This window comes from Streptomyces sp. NPDC047000 (genome assembly GCF_040644295.1).
Classification (GTDB): Bacteria; Actinomycetota; Actinomycetes; order Streptomycetales; family Streptomycetaceae; genus Streptomyces.
This window is the reverse complement of record NZ_JBEYWE010000047.1, coordinates 22,617-38,058: the sequence shown is the minus strand read 5'-3', so window position 1 is coordinate 38,058 and position 15,442 is coordinate 22,617. Positions and strand designations below refer to the sequence as shown.

General features: G+C 69.4%; 13 protein-coding genes and 4 pseudogenes. 5 read left to right on the top strand and 12 right to left on the bottom strand.

Going from position 1 to position 15,442, the window contains the following annotated elements; all coding sequences use genetic code 11:
• Window positions 1–130 precede the first annotated feature (130 nt).
• Together ABZ862_RS37215 and ABZ862_RS37210 are read right to left on the bottom strand one after the other, a co-directional pair.
• Window positions 131–412: a hypothetical protein gene (locus ABZ862_RS37215; RefSeq protein WP_360968661.1), complete on the bottom strand. Its 282-nt coding sequence runs from the start codon at window positions 410–412 to the stop codon at window positions 131–133.
• A gap of 27 nt (window positions 413–439) precedes the next feature.
• Window positions 440–726, bottom strand: a pseudogene (locus tag ABZ862_RS37210) (transposase domain-containing protein); the annotation flags it as partial.
• A 596-nt stretch (window positions 727–1,322) separates the two neighbouring features.
• On the opposite strand from ABZ862_RS37210, the gene ABZ862_RS37205 reads away from it, so the two are divergent.
• Entirely contained in the window at window positions 1,323–3,113 is a 1,791-nt protein-coding gene (locus ABZ862_RS37205; RefSeq protein ID WP_360968658.1) for an adenylyl cyclase, read from the top strand.
• A gap of 10 nt (window positions 3,114–3,123) precedes the next feature.
• On the opposite strand, the gene ABZ862_RS37200 is transcribed toward ABZ862_RS37205, so the two are convergent.
• Window positions 3,124–3,849 carry a hypothetical protein gene (locus ABZ862_RS37200; protein ID WP_360968655.1) on the bottom strand — a complete coding sequence of 242 codons (726 nt, stop codon included), beginning with the start codon at window positions 3,847–3,849 and terminating at the stop codon, window positions 3,124–3,126.
• A 35-nt stretch (window positions 3,850–3,884) separates the two neighbouring features.
• Complete coding sequence (locus ABZ862_RS37195; RefSeq protein ID WP_360968652.1) at window positions 3,885–4,883, bottom strand: NADP-dependent oxidoreductase; 999 nt, start codon at window positions 4,881–4,883, stop codon at window positions 3,885–3,887.
• A 52-nt stretch (window positions 4,884–4,935) separates the two neighbouring features.
• Between ABZ862_RS37195 and ABZ862_RS37190 the strand changes: the two genes are divergently transcribed.
• Window positions 4,936–5,946 carry a helix-turn-helix domain-containing protein gene (locus ABZ862_RS37190; protein WP_360968650.1) on the top strand — a complete coding sequence of 337 codons (1,011 nt, stop codon included), beginning with the start codon at window positions 4,936–4,938 and terminating at the stop codon, window positions 5,944–5,946.
• Here ABZ862_RS37190 and ABZ862_RS37185 read toward each other — a convergent pair.
• Window positions 5,866–7,266, bottom strand: a complete 1,401-nt coding sequence (locus ABZ862_RS37185) for an MFS transporter (protein WP_360968647.1) — start codon at window positions 7,264–7,266, stop codon at window positions 5,866–5,868. The genes ABZ862_RS37190 and ABZ862_RS37185 overlap by 81 nt on opposite strands.
• Before the next feature lie 55 nt (window positions 7,267–7,321).
• Between ABZ862_RS37185 and ABZ862_RS37180 the strand changes: the two genes are divergently transcribed.
• Window positions 7,322–8,080, top strand: a complete 759-nt coding sequence (locus ABZ862_RS37180) for a helix-turn-helix transcriptional regulator (protein WP_360968644.1) — start codon at window positions 7,322–7,324, stop codon at window positions 8,078–8,080.
• A gap of 132 nt (window positions 8,081–8,212) precedes the next feature.
• Here ABZ862_RS37180 and ABZ862_RS37175 read toward each other — a convergent pair.
• From ABZ862_RS37175 to ABZ862_RS37155, 5 genes and pseudogenes are all read right to left on the bottom strand, one after another.
• Window positions 8,213–8,320 (bottom strand): annotated as a pseudogene (locus tag ABZ862_RS37175) (IS3 family transposase); the annotation flags it as partial.
• Between the two features lie 26 nt (window positions 8,321–8,346).
• A pseudogene (locus ABZ862_RS37170) lies at window positions 8,347–8,571 on the bottom strand (electron transfer flavoprotein subunit alpha/FixB family protein); the annotation flags it as partial.
• Window positions 8,546–9,276, bottom strand: a pseudogene (locus ABZ862_RS37165) (electron transfer flavoprotein subunit beta/FixA family protein); the annotation flags it as partial. The pseudogenes ABZ862_RS37170 and ABZ862_RS37165, both read right to left, overlap by 26 nt.
• Window positions 9,273–10,439 (bottom strand): acyl-CoA dehydrogenase family protein, encoded by a 1,167-nt coding sequence (locus tag ABZ862_RS37160; protein WP_360968641.1) that lies wholly within the window; start codon window positions 10,437–10,439, stop codon window positions 9,273–9,275. The gene ABZ862_RS37160 and the pseudogene ABZ862_RS37165, both read right to left, overlap by 4 nt.
• Window positions 10,440–10,481: 42 nt before the next feature.
• On the bottom strand, window positions 10,482–11,681 hold the full coding sequence (locus tag ABZ862_RS37155; RefSeq protein WP_360968638.1) for a CaiB/BaiF CoA-transferase family protein: 1,200 nt from the start codon (window positions 11,679–11,681) through the stop codon (window positions 10,482–10,484).
• Window positions 11,682–11,804: 123 nt separating this feature from the next.
• Here ABZ862_RS37155 and ABZ862_RS37150 point away from each other — a divergent pair, with 123 nt between their 5' ends.
• Complete coding sequence (locus ABZ862_RS37150; protein WP_360968635.1) at window positions 11,805–12,731, top strand: LysR family transcriptional regulator; 927 nt, start codon at window positions 11,805–11,807, stop codon at window positions 12,729–12,731.
• Between the two features lie 236 nt (window positions 12,732–12,967).
• Entirely contained in the window at window positions 12,968–13,852 is an 885-nt protein-coding gene (locus ABZ862_RS37145; protein WP_360968632.1) for a hypothetical protein, read from the top strand.
• Window positions 13,853–14,575: 723 nt separating this feature from the next.
• Here the strand turns inward: ABZ862_RS37145 and ABZ862_RS37140 are convergent.
• Window positions 14,576–14,821: a hypothetical protein gene (locus ABZ862_RS37140; protein WP_360968630.1), complete on the bottom strand. Its 246-nt coding sequence runs from the start codon at window positions 14,819–14,821 to the stop codon at window positions 14,576–14,578.
• A 40-nt stretch (window positions 14,822–14,861) separates the two neighbouring features.
• Complete coding sequence (locus tag ABZ862_RS37135; RefSeq protein WP_360968627.1) at window positions 14,862–15,380, bottom strand: hypothetical protein; 519 nt, start codon at window positions 15,378–15,380, stop codon at window positions 14,862–14,864.
• Between the last annotated feature and the right edge of the window lie 62 nt (window positions 15,381–15,442).

Below are 15,442 nucleotides of genomic sequence, written 5' to 3'. Positions count from 1 at the left end.
GCGTTCGTGATCGGACAACTCGAGCAGCAACGGCTTCGGACCCGGCATCACCCCACCCTACAACCGCCCGCAAACTTCCGACTCAGGACACTAGGTGCAACACCGTTGCTTTTGAGGACGGGTCACTCTGTCAAGGACTGCTGTTCTTGATGACTTCGGCGTGGAGCGTGTACTTCTGGGCGGTTCGTGGGGTGGTGTGGAGGTTCCGGTTGAAGCTGTACTTGCTCTGCCGCTTGCGTACCCGTGCCTTCAGCCGCCGGCGGCGCGCCTCTGGCGGGAGGTCGGCCAGGGCTGCCCGTCCGATCACTGCCACCAGGTCGACGGGCTCGTCCAGGCGGGCACCGTGGCCGGTGACGATCTGGTCGGCCGCGGCCTGGAGCAGGACGACGAAGCTGATCCGGTGCGCGGACAAGACCGGATGGAAGGAACCGGACCGGGCCGGGAGGGCGACCGGACCGGCGAGGACCTCGAACAGGCGGCGCAGTGGCGCGATGAGCTTGCCCCGTACCGCCTGGCAGGAGGCTCGAAGAGGGCCGGCGCGAGCACGAAGTACACCACGACCCGCGCCGGCAGCAGCCGAAGCCTCTGCCGGCATGCATTCTCTTCATCGAGCACGGAATCGACCAGGACCGGATCGATGACCTGGGTCAACTCCCCGAGGTGTCCCGGCGCGCAGACATCGGAAGCTGACGGGGCAAGTGGAACGCCGGCGGAATTCAGCGGCAACGGGACCTCCGGCTCGTCCGTCCTGGGCTCGACACCACGGGGGACCACCAGAGGTCCCGCCCTCATGCTCACGAACTTGACAAAGCCACCCACCCGCAAAAGCAACGGTGTTGCACAACGAGGGACACGACCCCGCTGGGCCCTGCGAGAGCAGCGCCAAAGAACACGCGCATAACGCCTGCCGGCTTGTTCACCGGCGCGGCCTGGCGCTGTCCACGCGCACTGTCAACCTCGCCGACCTGCTGCGCCGCCTTGGCGGAAGCCCACTTGCGCACGATGCCGTTACCGACTCGCCGCCGACTTGGCGTGAACGGGGGCAGGTTGACCGCTACGGGGCGACTGCCGTGGGAACGGCGGCAGTCGGGTGGAACGGCGTACCGCCGCTGCGGACGCTGCCGACCGCGCAGGACTCGTCCGGGGGCGCACATGCAGCTCGCGCGAGGGCCTCATCGTGGTGCGCACACTTGTTGACGCTGTATTCCGGCGGTGATTCACTTCGTTTCTGAGAGCGCTCTCAACCCGTTGAGGACCAGCCACGGTCCCTTTGCCCACCATGATCAGGGAGAGCCGTGCCCGTACTTTCCACTCGTCGTGCCATGCTGCGTGGAGCAGCGGCCGTTGCCGCCGCGGTGCCGCTGGCCGGCGGCCTCTCCGCAGGAACCGCCACCGCGTCGTCACCCGCACCCGCCGAGCACCCGGGCAGCCGCCGGACGGCAGGCCTCGGGCCTAACGTCCTGCTCTTCGACCCCTCGATGGGCGACGCCGCGATCCAGAAGCAGCTGGACGCCGTGTTCGCAGTCCAGGAGTCCAACCAGTTCGGCACCGAGCGGTACGCTCTGGCGTTCGAGCCGGGCACGTACAACGTCGACGTCAACGTCGGTTTCTACACGCACGTGCTCGGGCTCGGCGCCGGCCCCGCGGACGTAGTGATCAACGGCCATGTCACCGTAGACGCCCAGTGGTTCGACGGCAACGGCACTCAGGACTTCTGGCGGTCCGCCGAGAACCTCACCATCGTGCCGCCGGACGGCCTGGAGCGCTGGGCCGTCGCCCAGGCCGCACCGATGCGCCGCGTCCACGTCAAGGGCAACATGAACCTGATGCCGAGCCCGCCCGGCAACGGGTGGTCCAGCGGCGGCTTCCTGGCCGACAGCGTGGTGGACGGCGACATCAACTCGGGTTCGCAGCAACAGTGGCTCTCGCGCAACGACACCATCGGCAGTTGGACCGGTTCCAACTGGAACATGGTCTTCGTCGGTGTCCAGGGCGCGCCCTCCACGTCCTTCCCGACGCCGCCCTACACCACCGTGGAACACACCCCCGTCATACGCGAGAAGCCGTTCCTGACGGTGGACCGCCACGGCGCGTACAGCGTCTTCGTACCCGCACTGCGCCGTGACAGCACCGGCACCTCCTGGGCGAACGGGCGAGCCGCCGGCCACAGCATCCCGCTGTCGTGCTTCCACGTCGCGCACCCGGGCGAATCCGCCGCCAGCATCAACCTGGCACTCTCCCTCGGCAAGCACCTGCTGCTGACCCCGGGCATCTACCCGCTGTCCGCTCCGCTGCGGGTGTCCCGGCCCGGCACCGTCGTCCTGGGCCTGGGCCTGGCCACTCTCCAGGCGGTCCGTGGCAATGCGCTCATCGAGGTCGCCGACGTCGACGACGTCTCCGTGGCCGGCGTGATCCTGGAGGCCGCCTCAGCCGACTCACCCGTCCTGCTGCGCGTCGGTCACGGCCGCAGCCGGCTGAGTCACGCCGCCCGGCCCACCGCCCTGTTCGACATCTTCCCGCGCATCGGCGGTGCAGTGCCCGGCGGCACCGAGATCAGCATCCAGATCGACAGCAACGACGTGATCGTCGACCACGTGTGGGCCTGGCGGGCCGACCACGGCCTGGACGACACGGTCGGCTGGTCCGTCAACCCGGCCGGCACCGGCTTCCTCGTCAACGGTGACCGGGTCACCGCGTACGGCCTGTTCGTAGAGCACCACCAGAAGTACGAGGTGGTCTGGAACGGCAACCACGGCCACACGTACTTCTTCCAGAACGAGCATCCCTACGACGTCCCGACGCAGTCGGCGTGGAGGCACGGCAGCACCAACGGCTACGCCGCCTACAAGGTCGGCGATCACGTCACCGACCACCACGCCTGGGGCCTGGGCAGCTACTGCTACTTCAACCTCAACGCGGACATCTACACCGACCGCGCCTACGAGGTTCCCGACACCCCCGGCGTCGTCCTCACCTCCCTGATGACGGTCTGCCTCAACGGGCCGGGCGGAGGCGGCATCCTGCACTGCGTCAACAACTCCGGTGATCCCGTCCAGAACGGCTTCGGCGTCTTCAGCATGCAGTCGTACACGCACGGCGTCGGCACACCCTGACCCCTGCCCCTCAAGCGGCGGCTCCCCTCCCCTGAGCCGCCCGTTCAACGTCGTCCTCAACACCCGGGAAACCGACGCCATGGGTTTCCCGGCCGGGGCCTTGCTTCGGGCTCAGCGCTGATTCGTCGGCCTCGCCGGGGGCCGGCGACAGCACCGTTCTCCCTACCGCAGGGCTCGGGACCATGGTCAGGAGGCGGCCCTTCAGTGCACGGCCTTGGGTACGTTCTGTCCGCCCCGCAGCCGTGGGGTGAGATTTTGGCCGGCCTAGGTGTATTGACCACGAACGTTGTTGACAGTCGAACCGACCACCTCGGGAACAGCTCTTGGCCTTGGATGTCGTCGCTGCCGGCGGCGTAGCCGATGTGCAGCGTTCCGTCGGCGGCCCTGGCCAGCCCGGTCGGCAGAGCGAGGCAGAGCGAGGCAGAGCGAGGTCCATGACGGGAGTGTTGACGCCGCCGTCGGCAGGCAGCGGCAGGGTGGCGGGCACCCTCTTGTGGCCGTTCGGCGATATCTGAGCGGCCTGCCTGCTGAGGGCGAGGTTGACGTCGGCCTTGCCGTTCGGTTCGAGCTCGATGTTCTGGGGCAGATCCCCTGCGGCGAGGTCGAAATGCTTGGCGATGTGCGGGTCGGCAACCGTTCGTACCAGCGCCGAGGCAACGGCCGGACCGGAGGCCGCGACAGTTCCGGTGGCCGGGGAGGCGCGCGGCAGCGATCCGATCATGGCGCGCTTGAGCACGGTGTTCCTTTTACGTGACCGAAGGCAGGGGTGGGTCACGCGGTCGCGTCGCTGACCTGGAGGACGACCTTGCCACGGGTGTGACCGGTGGCGACCGCTTCGTGCGCCTTTGCCGCGGCCTCCAGGGGGAGAACCTGGTCGACCTCGACGTGGACCTCGCCGGCGTCGATGTGCGCGGCGATCCGGGTCAGGGCGCCGCCGTCGGGCTCGACGAGGAATGCGGTGACACGCTTGCCCTGCTGGTCCGCGGCGGCCTGAAGCTGCGGGGAGACCCCGCCGGGAACCGCAACCAGCAGGCCGCCCGGGCGCAGCGTCCGCAGGGAGCGCAAGCCGGTGTCGTCGTGGTCGCCGACCAGGTCGATCACGACGTCGACGTCGCCGACCTGGTCCTCGAAGCGGGTGCGGGTGTAGTCGATCACGGTCTCGGCACCGAGCTCGGTGAGCCACTCGCGGTTGCGCTCGCCGGCCGTCGCGATGACGTGCGCGCCGCGCAGCCGGGCGAACTGGACGGCGAAGTGCCCCACGCCGCCGGCCGCGGCGGTGATCAGGACGCGCTGGCCGGCGGTGACCTGCGCGGTGTCGAACAGCGCTTGCCAGGCGGTGAGCGCGGCCAGCGGCACGGCGGCGGCCTGCTCCATCGTGACGGAGGCGGGTTTGCGGGAGAACTGGCGGGCCGGCGCGGTGACGTACTCGCCGTAGCCGCCGGCTGCGCGGGGGAACCACGGCATACCGTAGACCTCGTCGCCGACGGCGAGTGTGCTCACGCCCCAGCCGAGCTCTTCGACCACGCCCGCCACGTCCCAGCCCAGGACGAACGGGGGCTCGCCCAGGACGTGCGCCATGCCGGTCCCTTCACGCGTCTTCCAGTCGACCGGGTTGACGCCGGCGGCCCGCACCCTGACCAGGACCTCGGTGGGCTGCGGCACCGGCCGGGGTGCCTCGCTGACCTCCAGGACCTCGGGGCCGCCGAAGGTGCGCTGGGTGACCGCACGCATCGTGGGTCGGTTGTCGATGTTGTTCGTCGAAGAAGTCATGCGACCATCGTCGGCTCGTCGAGATCGACCGACGAGTAGCTAGAATGGCACTGTGCGCAAAAATCTGGCCAATGTCCATCGGGTGGTCGTCCTAGCTCTCGACGGCGTCATCCCCTTCGACCTGAGCATCCCTTCGCGGGTCTTCAACGAGGCCCTCAGCGAGGACGGCAGCCGTCTCTACAGCGTCGAGATCTGCTCCATCGGCGGCAGACCGGTCACCACCGACGCCGGATTCGATGTGAGCGTCCGGCACGACGAGCGCGCCTTGTCCACGGCCGACACCGTTATCGTGGCGACCCAGGAGCCCACCGCTGAGCTGCTGCGCACAGCCACCCTGCCCGCACAGGTCAGCGCGGCCCTGACGCTCATCCGGCCGCAGACACGGATCATCAGTCTGTGCACCTCGGCCTTCGTCCTCGCGGCCGCCGGCCTGCTCGACGGGCTCCGCGCCACCACACACTGGGCCCTGGCAGGCGAATTCACCCGGCTCTTCCCCCACGTCGAGCTGGATCCTGCCGTCCTGTTCGTCGACAACGGCCGCATCATGACAAGCGCGGGTGCCGCAGCCGGCATCGACCTGTGCCTGCACATCGTCCGCCTCGATCACGGCGCCACCGTCGCCAACGCCGCCGCGCGCCGCTGCGTCGTCGCGCCCTGGCGCGCAGGAGGACAGGCGCAGTTCATCAAGCAGCCCGTTCCCCAGCAGAGCGACAACTCGACCATCCAAACCCGGCAGTGGGCCCTGGCCCGCCTCGACGCAACCCTGACCCTGGCCGACCTGGCCCGACACGCCAACATGAGCGTCCGCACCTTCAGCAGGCGTTTCCTCGCCGAAACAGGCAGCAGTCCGAACCAGTGGCTGATCCACCAGCGCGTCGACCGCGCGCGGGACCTACTCGAAACCAGCGACCTACCCGTCGACAGAGTCGCCGCCGCCGTCGGCTTCAAAAGCGCCGCTCTGCTCCGCAAACACCTGCAGACATCACTCGGCGTCCCGCCCACCGCCTACCGCAAAACCTTCAGGGCCCCGGCCGACACCGAGCTCGCCGTGAACAACGTGTAGGCACGTCGCCGCCTCTGACGGCTGTGCCAGGGTGACGGTGTAGCGCCAGAACGGTCGTACAAGCAGTGCGCCGACGATGACGACGATCATGCAGAGCAGCGAAGTGCCTGTCCACGCGACGCCGAGACCGGTGGCGGAGGCCATGGCGCCCGCACGTAGGTCCCCGAGACGCGGACCGCCGGCGACGACGACGGTGAAGACGCCTTGCAGCCGACCACGCAGGGCGTCTGGTGCGTAGGTCTGCAGAATCGTCTCGCGGTAGACCGCGCTGACGAGGTCCGCCGCTCCGGCAGCGGCCAGCAGGGCCACTGCCGTGAGGAGGTGGTGGACGGTGCCCGCGAGGGCAACGGCCGCCGCCCAGGTGGTGACGGCGATCGCCAGCGCCCGGCCTTGGCGGCGCACTCGTCCGATCCATCCGCTGAACAGCCCCGCTGCGACCGACCCGATGGCGATGGCCGAGTACAACGGTCCCACTCCTCCGCCGAAGCGCAGCTGTGCCGCTTCCGGGAACAGGGCGGTCGGCAGGGCCATCGTCATCGCCGCGATGTCGACGGCGAAGGACATCCAGAGCACGGGGGCGGCGGCGATGAACCGCAGCCCCTCGAAGACCGAGCGCAGCCCGCCGGTGCGGGCCCCCGAGCCGGCCGGCAGGATCGGGGGCAGGTTGACGGCCGAGTACAGCAGGACGGAGAACAGCACGGCGTCGGCGCCGTAGGCCCAGCAGTAGCCGTTCGGCAGTGAGATCAGGAGGCCCGCCACGAGGGGTCCGGCGACCTGCCCGGCATTGCCGGCGGTGAAGTACAGCGTGTTCGCGGCGGGTACCAACGGGGTGGGAACGATGCGGGGAATGATCGCGCCCCGGGCGGCGGACGACACGGCGAAGGCGCCGGCCTGGGAAGCGACGAGGGCGAGGATGAGGGGCACCGAGCGCAGATCGGCGAGCGCCTGGAACAGCAGGGCGAGTGTGATCGTCCAGGTGAGGCAGGCCGACGCCAGGTAGAGCGTACGGCGGTCGAACCGGTCGGCGATGGCGCCGCCGTACAGGCCGAAGACCACGAGCGGTACGAGGCCGGCCAGCCCCGTCAGCCCCACGGACAGCGACGACCGCGTCAACGCGTACACCTGTACCGGGATGGTGACGCTGGTGACCATGGTCCCGATGTATGCCGCGCCCTGCCCGATCAGAAGGCGGCGGAAGACGGGATGTGCCAGCGGGCGGGTGTCGAGGGCGATACCGCGCAGACCGGACACCAGCCGCGCCTTCAGTGCGGGCGGGCCCGTGGGAGGAAGAGCGCGCGGGGTGTGGGGCGTCGTGGGCATGGTCACCACGCTGGCAGGACCACACGCTGCGGCGCTTCCGATATTCTGCCGTCACATGTCGGAAAACAGTCAGGCGGAGAAGGCGGCGGAGCCCAGGGACACCACGCATGCCCATCTCGCGGGTGAGGTCATCGGCCGCCACCAGCATGGCTATCACCAGCTTCTCTACGTCAGCGCCGGTGTCCTGGCGGTGCAGACGGGCGAGGCATCCTGGGTGGCGTCCAGGGCACGCGCCGTGTGGATTCCGGCGGGCATCCGGCATCAGCACCGGGTGCACGGGCACAGCTCCGTGCACACGCTCGGCTTCGCCGCCCACGACACCCTGCTGAGTGCCCGGGCGCCGGTCGTCGTGGCCGTGGACACCCTGGTGCGCGAACTGATCATCGCGTGCAGTGAACCGTCCCTCCCGCAGCAGGAGGCACGCCACCTGCGCGCCGTCCTGCGGGACAGGCTGCGGCGAGCCCTCGTGGAGCCATTGACGCTGCCCGTCCCCGACAACTCCCTGCTGCAGCAGGCGTGCGCGCTGGTGACCGGTGATCTGCGGCAGCCACGGACTGCCGCCTGGCTCGCACGGAGCATCGGCGTGAGCGAGCGCACCCTGGCCCGGCTGTTCAGGAGCGAGTTCGGCATGACCTATCCACAATGGAGGACCAACGTCCGGGTGTTCCACGCCATGGTGCTGCTGGCGGAAGGAGCAAGCGTCAGTGAAACGGGACGCCGGTGCGGATGGGCCACGACCAGTGCGTTCATCGACACGTTCAGCCGCGCCATGGGCCAGACACCGGGAACCTATCGCATCGCACCCGGTGGGTGAATTCCCAAGCCGGGCTTCGTGAGTCAAAGGCCGACTCGCCCTCGAACAGCACCGAGGACGCACTTTGAGCTGTCCCGAGTTTCGTAGAGTCCGCGAAGTGCCCTGCGTTCGGTGGAGTCGCGTCGCTTGGTTTTACGCTACAGGTGCTGCGCGCAGTTCGTACTCGACCGGAGTGAGCATTTCCAGGGCCGAGTGCCTGCGCTGGCGGTTGTGGAAGATCTCCAGATACTCGAAGAGCGCCGTGGACAGCTCCAGCCCGGTCCGCCATCACCGGCGGCGGCCGGCTCGACCGCGGCCGAGCCGGGCTTCACGGTGATGACCGGAGTGCCCCTGGAGACACGGGACTTGATGGTGAAGGAGGCGGCGAACACCGACTGGGGGGCGACCGGGCCGGAGTCGCCGGCCTCCAGGTCGACGGCGTCGGTGACGATGCCGGAGCCGATGCGCAGCGCCAGGCGGGTGGCGATCTCCTTGCCCTCGGCGGAGGACGGCGGCCGTGCGCGCCGGACGCCTGGTCGCGGTGTCGACGAGCGTGCCGGCGCCCTCCAGCCCTGCTTCCCCTGTGATGTCGAGGTCGGACAGGTCCCAGGACTCCACCGGCTTCTTCTTCGCCGCCATGATGCCCTGGAGGAGGGGCAGCGCGCCTCGCCCGACCGGTCGGTGACGGACACCACGGCCGGCAGGGAGGCTTCGAGCCGTTCGGATGCGGTGTCGCCGTCACGGCGGCCCCTGGCCACGCCGTCTCCGACGGAGACCTCGGACAGCAGAGTGACCTGCGGAACGCCCAGACGCTCGGCCGGCAGCGCCGGGACGACGCCCATGGCGCCGTCGGTGGAGGCCGTGCCGGAGACGACCGGGTCGAAGCCGGCCTTCTCGATCGCCCTGGCCGGCACCAGCGAGGTGCCGATGGCGTCGGTGCCGTGCAGGTCGTCGTCCTCGACGTGGACCGTCTTGTGGGCGCCCATCGACAGCGCCTTGCGCAGCGCGTCCTTCGCGTCCTCGGGGCCGATGGTCAGGACGGTGACCATCCACGTCGTCGTCGGAGTTCTCCGTGATCCGGAGCGCCTGCTCGACCGCGTACTCGTCGAGCTCGGAGAGGAGGCCGTCGCCGTCGTCCCGGGCGACGGTCAGGTCATCGGGAAGCGCCGGTGGCCGGCGGTGTCGGGCACGTACTTCACCCACACGACGATGTTCATGCGTCGAGTCCTCCTCGCTTGACCAGCTGGCCGGCGATGATGTTCCGCTGGATCTCGTTGGTGCCCTCGCCGACGATCATCAGCGGGGCGTCGCGGAAGTACCGCTCGACATCGAACTCGGTGGAGTAGCCGTAACCACCGTGGATACGAACGGCGTTGAGGGCGATCTGCATGGCCGTCTCGGAGGCGAACAGCTTGGCCATGCCCGCCTCCATGTCCACGCGTCGGCCCGCATCCGCTTCCCGGGCCGCGTACAGCGTGAGCTGTCGGGCCGCGGTCAGCGACGTCGCCATGTCGGCCAGGTAGTTGCCGACCGACTGGTGCTTCCATATCGGCTTGCCGAACGACTCCCGTTCCTGGGCGTAGGACAGAGCGTCCTCCAGGGCGGCACGGCCGACACCGAGAGCACGGGCGGCCACCTGAAGGCGCCCGGTCTCCAGGCCCTTCATCATCTGGGCGAAGCCCTTGCCCTCGGTCCCGCCCAGAACCGCGTCCGCCGGTGCGCGGTAGTCGTCGAACGACAGCTCACAGCTCTCCACGCCTTTGTAGCCCAGCTTGGGCAGGTCGCGGGAGACCGTCAGACCGGGTCCGTGCTCGACCAGGAGGATCGAGATCCCCCGGTGCGCGGGGACGGCGTCGGGGTCGGTCTTGCACAGCAGGGCGATCAGGCCGGAGCGCCGGGAGTTGGTGATCCAGGTCTTGGCACCGTTGATCAGATAACCGTCGCCGTCCCTGCGGGCGAGCGTGCGCATGGCCTGGAGGTCGGAGCCGCCGCCCGGCTCGGTCAGTGCCATGGTCGCGCGCGTCTCACCGGTGGCCAGCCTGGGCAGATACCGGCGTCGCTGGTCCTCGGTGCCGAAGTGCAGCAGGAGCTTGGCGACCACGGTGTGCCCGCCCATCGCACCGGCCAGGCTCATCCAGCCGCGGGCCAGCTCTTCGGTGATCAGCACGTAACAGGGGGTCGACACAGGGGTGCCGCCGTACTCCTCGGGGACGGCGAGGCCGAAGATGCCGAGCTGTTTCATCTGCTCGATCAACGCCTCGGGATAGGCGTTGGTGTGATCGAGTTCCCGGACGACGGGCTTCACCTGTTTGTCCACGAAGTCACGTACGGTACGGACGGCGAACTGCTCGTCCTCGGACAGGATGTCGAGAGTGCTCATCGCCAGATACTCCCTTGGGGTGGCGGACAGGAGGGTGGTGGGTCAGATGACGTGCCTGTCGCGCAGATCCTCGATCTCGGCTGTGTGGTAGCCGAGTTCCGCCAGGATCTCGGCGGTGTGCCGGCCTGCGGCGGGTACGCCGTCCATGCGCGGTGTGACGCCGGCCAGGTCGACGGGCGGCAGGAGGGCGGGCACGGCCGTGCCGCCGGGGATCGGTATCTCCCGCCAGCGGCCGCGCTCCTCGAGGACCGGGTGGCCGAGGAAGTCCTCGATGTCGTTGACCCCGGCGTTGGCGATGCCTATGCCGTCGAGCAGGCTCATCGCTTCGGCGCTGTCCAACTCGCCGAGGCGGGCGGCCACGATCGTGTCGAGTTCGTCGCGATGGGCTACCCGGTCCGCGGTCGAGGCGAAACGCGGGTCCTCGACCAGCTCGGGCCGGTTCAGGAACCGCTCGCACAGGGCGGCCCATTCGCGCTCGTTCTGAACGGTGAACAGGAGGTCCTTGCCGTCGGCCGCCGTGTAGGCGCCGTACGGTGCGATGGTCGCGTGTTGCGTGCCGATGCGCGGTGGCTGGGTGCCGCCGAAGCGGGTGTAGTAGGCGGGCTGGCTCACCCACTCGGCCAGTGCTTCGAACAAGGACACCTCGACGGCACGGGCCACGCCCGTGGTGGCTCGGGTGAACAGCGCGGTGAGAATGCCGGAGTAGGCGTACATGCCGGCGGCGATGTCGGCGACGGAGACACCCACCCGTGCCGGTCCGTGCTCGTTGCCCGTCAGGGACACCAGACCGGTCTGGCACTGCACGAGCAGGTCGTAGGCCTTGCGTTCGGCCCACGGCCCGGTGGACCCGTAACCGGTCACGGCGCACGGGATCAGGGCGGGGAAACGCTCGGCGAGGGCTTTCGCGTCCAGTCCCATGCGGGCGGCGGCGCCGGGGGCCAGGTTCTGCACGAAGACATCCGCCTTGGCGAGAAGCTGTTCCAGGACCGTCCGGCCCGGGTCCGTCTTCAGGTCGAGTGTGACCGATTCCTTCGAGCGGTTGAGCCAGACGAAGTAGCTGGACTCGCCGTGCACCGTGGTGTCGTAACGGCGGGCGAAGTCACCGCCGCCCGGCCGCTCGACCTTGATGACCCGGGCGCCGAGGTCGGCCAGCTGCCGGGTGGCGAACGGAGCCGCGACAGCCTGCTCGACGCTCACGACGGTGATGCCCGCCAACGGCAGCGCTGCGGGGCGCTCGGCCATGGTGACCTCCAGGGGAGTACGGATCCTTCGCCGGAATGCCATCATGAACATGCATTGATACGGATGTGAAATAGCAATTCTTGATATCCCCATGTGCGTTCACGATGGGGAGAGGGGGTGGACATGGACATCAAGCAGCTCAGAGCCATCGTCGCGGTGGCCGAGGCGGGCAGCGTCACCAGAGCGGCGGAACTCCTGCATCTCGTCCAGCCCGCGGTGACCCGGCAGATCCGCACCCTCGAACAGGAACTCGGGGTGGCCCTCTTCGAGCGCACCGGGCAGGGCATGCAACCCACCGAGGCCGGGCTGATCATGGTGGACAGGGCACGTCGGGCGCTCGGTGAACTGGAACGGGCCCGCACCGAGGTGCAGCCGAGTCCTGGCCAGGTGACGGGCCTCGTCACGGTCGGCCTGCTGGAGAGCACCAGCGATCTGCTGGCCGGGCCACTCGTGTCGGCACTCGCCCGCGATCACCCCGGCGTGCGGCTGCGGATGATGACGGCGTACTCGGGGCACCTGCAGCAGTGGCTCGACAGCGGGGACCTGGACCTGACACTGCTGTACAACCTGGACAGCACGCCGTCGCTGAACGTCCGGCCGCTGGTGCACGAACGGTTGTGGGTCGTCGCGCCGCCCTCGGCGGGTCTGCGTGCCGACCGGCTGATGAGCTTCACGGAGGTGGCCGAGCACCCCTTGGTCATGCCGGCTTCCGGGCATGCGCTCCGCACCCTGATCGACGCTGCTGCGGCCCGGGTGAACGCCGAGCTGAACATCGTCGTGCAGACGAACTCCATGAGGGTGCAGAAACAACTCGTGCTTGCCGGCCACGGCTGGACGGTCCTTCCCGGTCTCGGGGTCTCCGAGGACATCGCGAACGGCGTCGTGAGCGCAGCGCCGCTGGGCGCACCCGACGTGTGGCGTTCGATCGTCCTCGCCACCCCGAGATTCGTGCGCGTTCCACCGGCTGCGGAGATCGTCGCGCGCGAGCTGGTCCGGCAGGTCGGATCGGCGGTGAGCCGGGGATTGTGGCCGTCGGCCCGAATGCAGTGACCCGGTCGCCCCGGCACCCGCGGACGAAGCGCCCGAGGCGAGTCCCGTGTCGACGAACACGCCCGCCCGCGCGGACGCTCAAGCCCTGGCTCATGCCGACGAGGCATGCGGCCATCATGGAATTCTATTGTCCGTGCCACGAAATCAGGTGTGATGATGCAGTCCGCTGTGTGAGTCCAGGCAGTTCCCGGGCTCTTCGAAACGTCCCACCGCTCAGCTCGCGCTGGAGGCCGTCGATGCCCCTCTCTTCCGCCGCACCCGAGCCGGCCTCCCTCAGCTCCTACGTCGCATCGTGGGCACCCGGGCCCCTGCTCCACGAGGACCCGTTGCCCGAAGGACCGGCCGCCGCCCTGTCCGCCGTGCTCGACCTGCCCGACAGCGTCGGCGGGCCCGGCGCGCCCCTGCCCCCTCTGTGGCAGTGGCTGTACTTCCTGAACTGGCCCGCCCGGCGGGAACTCGGACCCGACGGGCACCCCCTGGACGGACATTTCCTTCCTCCCGTGCCCGACCGCCAGCGCATGTGGGCCGGCGGCCGCAGCGACATCACCAGGCCCCTCCGCCTGGGAACGCCGACGACACGCGTCAGCAGCCTCGTCTCCGTCGCCGTCAGACACGGCCGGACCGGCGAGATGCTCTTCGTCACCGAGCGCCGTGAGTTCCGGCAGGACGGCCGCATCTGCCTCGTCGAGGAGCAGGACATCGTCTACCGCAGGGGGCGGAGCACGGGCCGTCACCCGCACGAACTCAGCGAGCCCGCGTCCCCGCAGGTCAGCTCGCCCTGGAGCCTGCGGATACGCACGGACCCGGCGCTGCTGTTCCGGGTCAGCGCCCTCACCGCGAACACCCACCGCATCCACTACGACGTTCCGTACTGCCGCGACATCGAGGGCTACCCCGGTGTCGTGGTCCACGGCCCGCTGCTCGCCCTGCTCATGCTCGAACTCCCCCGACGCCACGCCTCCGGTCGGCAGGTGCGCTCGCTGTCGTACCGCCTCCGTTCACCGGCATTCGTCGGTGAACACCTCGCGGTCTGCGGCGCGTCGGCCGGTGACTCCGCCGAACTCAGCGTCGCCACGCACCGCGAGGCGCAGCACGCGACAGCGAAGGTGGTCTTCGCATGACCTCCCTGAACGAGCGCGTGGCGACGGCCCGGGGCCTGCTGTTCGTCCCCGGGAGCAGACCGGACCGTTTCGACAAGGCAGTCTCCGCCGGCTCCGGACTGGCCATCATCGACCTCGAGGACGTGGTCGCCGCCGCACACAGGACAAGCGCCCGCGACCACGCCTCAGCCTGGCTCGCTCGTCGGTGTCGCCCCGGACGACCATACGGCGCCGGCCCACGCCCGCTCCCGGCTCGTGCTCGCCTCCGCCGCGGCGGGTATCGCCCCGCCCATCGACGGCGTCGCCACCGCAATACGTGACGCTGCCGTACTCCGGTCGGACATCAGCCACTCCCGGCGCCTGGGCTTCACCGGCAAACTCTGCATCCACCCGGATCGACTCGGCCATGTCCTGTCCGGGTTCCTCCCCTCGGACCGGGAGGTGCGGTGGGCACGTACCCTCCTGGAGGCGGGAGACTCGGTCAGCGCCGTCGACGGACACATGATCGACAAACCGGTGCTGCTCCGGGCGTGGCGCGTGCTCGCCGCAGCCGAGGACCCGCATGCCGCCACGGGACGGCCCCCTGTGCCGTCCCGCAACCGATGGGCCACCGGACCGGGGTCTGTACGGTGAGCGGTCGGGTGGCCCGGGGGAATCGCACCCCCGGGCCACCCGACTGATCATTTTACAGTCCCGCCGCCGCAGCCGGCGGGGGCCGCTGTCGGGGCGTCCACGTCGACCGGCTCATGACGTGGCGCTCAGCCCGATACCGATGGCGGCGGCCGACAAGGGGTCGATGTGCGACGTTGATCTTCTCGTCTCCTGGCGCGCGGTCGCGTTCGGCGCCTTGGCCGGGTCCAGCGAGGTCACGGCGTGGTCCAGCGCCGGACCACTGACCTTTACTACCGTGAGGCCGAGGCGGTCGGCGACGTACTTCATGAGGGTCGTCTCGCCGTAGCCGGGCGGAGAGAGGATCTGGTCCAGGACCAAGCCCTGCGAGTGGCCCGTGGCCGCCTGTGAGCAGCCGTGGTCAGGAAAGCCCTGCCGCCCGGAGCACTGCCTCAATCGTCTCGTTGTCGATGTGATGCCCCGGGTGCCTTACGACGTCCGTGCCCTGCTGGAGCGTGCCGTGTTCGAGGGAGCGGCGGATGCCCGTGTCGAGTTCGTGCCAGAGCAGTGGGTTGGCGCTGAGGACACGGGGGTCGAATTCCAGGGTATGGCCGTGTGCGTCCTGTAGTACGAGAGGGGAGGAAGCACCGTCGTACTGCCGTACGGCCGTCAGCGCGTCCGTGTGGATCACGTGCCGACGCCAGGTGGTCCTTACTGCCAGCCACCCGGGACCCGCACTCACCTGCGGTGGGAGCAGGACCGTGCACACGGTGGCAGAGAGTGCACACCACAGCAGGGTGCGGAGAGGTGTCAGGCTTCCCGCGTCCCAGTCGACCAGCAGACTCATGGCACAGAACAGCAGCGCGCAGGTGACCGCGAGCCGTGCGCTGCTGCTCCAGTGGCGGTCGCCGGCCGGAGCCGCTGGTTCACGTCGTTGCATGAGGCCGACCCTAGGCAGCGTCGTAGTGGTCGGCGACCGCCGTTGGCGGGACGTTGGCGCTG

Excerpts from the sequence above, each read along its gene's own strand:
- ABZ862_RS37205 (WP_360968658.1), top strand. The coding sequence starts at position 1,323 with ATGCTGCGTGGAGCAGCGGCCGTTGCCGCCGCGGTGCCGCTGGCCGGC.
- ABZ862_RS37195 (WP_360968652.1), bottom strand. The coding sequence starts at position 4,883 with ATGACTTCTTCGACGAACAACATCGACAACCGACCCACGATGCGTGCG.
- ABZ862_RS37185 (WP_360968647.1), bottom strand. The coding sequence starts at position 7,266 with ATGCCCACGACGCCCCACACCCCGCGCGCTCTTCCTCCCACGGGCCCG.
- ABZ862_RS37180 (WP_360968644.1), top strand. The coding sequence starts at position 7,322 with ATGTCGGAAAACAGTCAGGCGGAGAAGGCGGCGGAGCCCAGGGACACC.
- ABZ862_RS37160 (WP_360968641.1), bottom strand. The coding sequence starts at position 10,439 with ATGAGCACTCTCGACATCCTGTCCGAGGACGAGCAGTTCGCCGTCCGT.
- ABZ862_RS37155 (WP_360968638.1), bottom strand. The coding sequence starts at position 11,681 with ATGGCCGAGCGCCCCGCAGCGCTGCCGTTGGCGGGCATCACCGTCGTG.
- ABZ862_RS37150 (WP_360968635.1), top strand. The coding sequence starts at position 11,805 with ATGGACATCAAGCAGCTCAGAGCCATCGTCGCGGTGGCCGAGGCGGGC.
- ABZ862_RS37145 (WP_360968632.1), top strand. The coding sequence starts at position 12,968 with ATGCCCCTCTCTTCCGCCGCACCCGAGCCGGCCTCCCTCAGCTCCTAC.
- ABZ862_RS37135 (WP_360968627.1), bottom strand. The coding sequence starts at position 15,380 with ATGCAACGACGTGAACCAGCGGCTCCGGCCGGCGACCGCCACTGGAGC.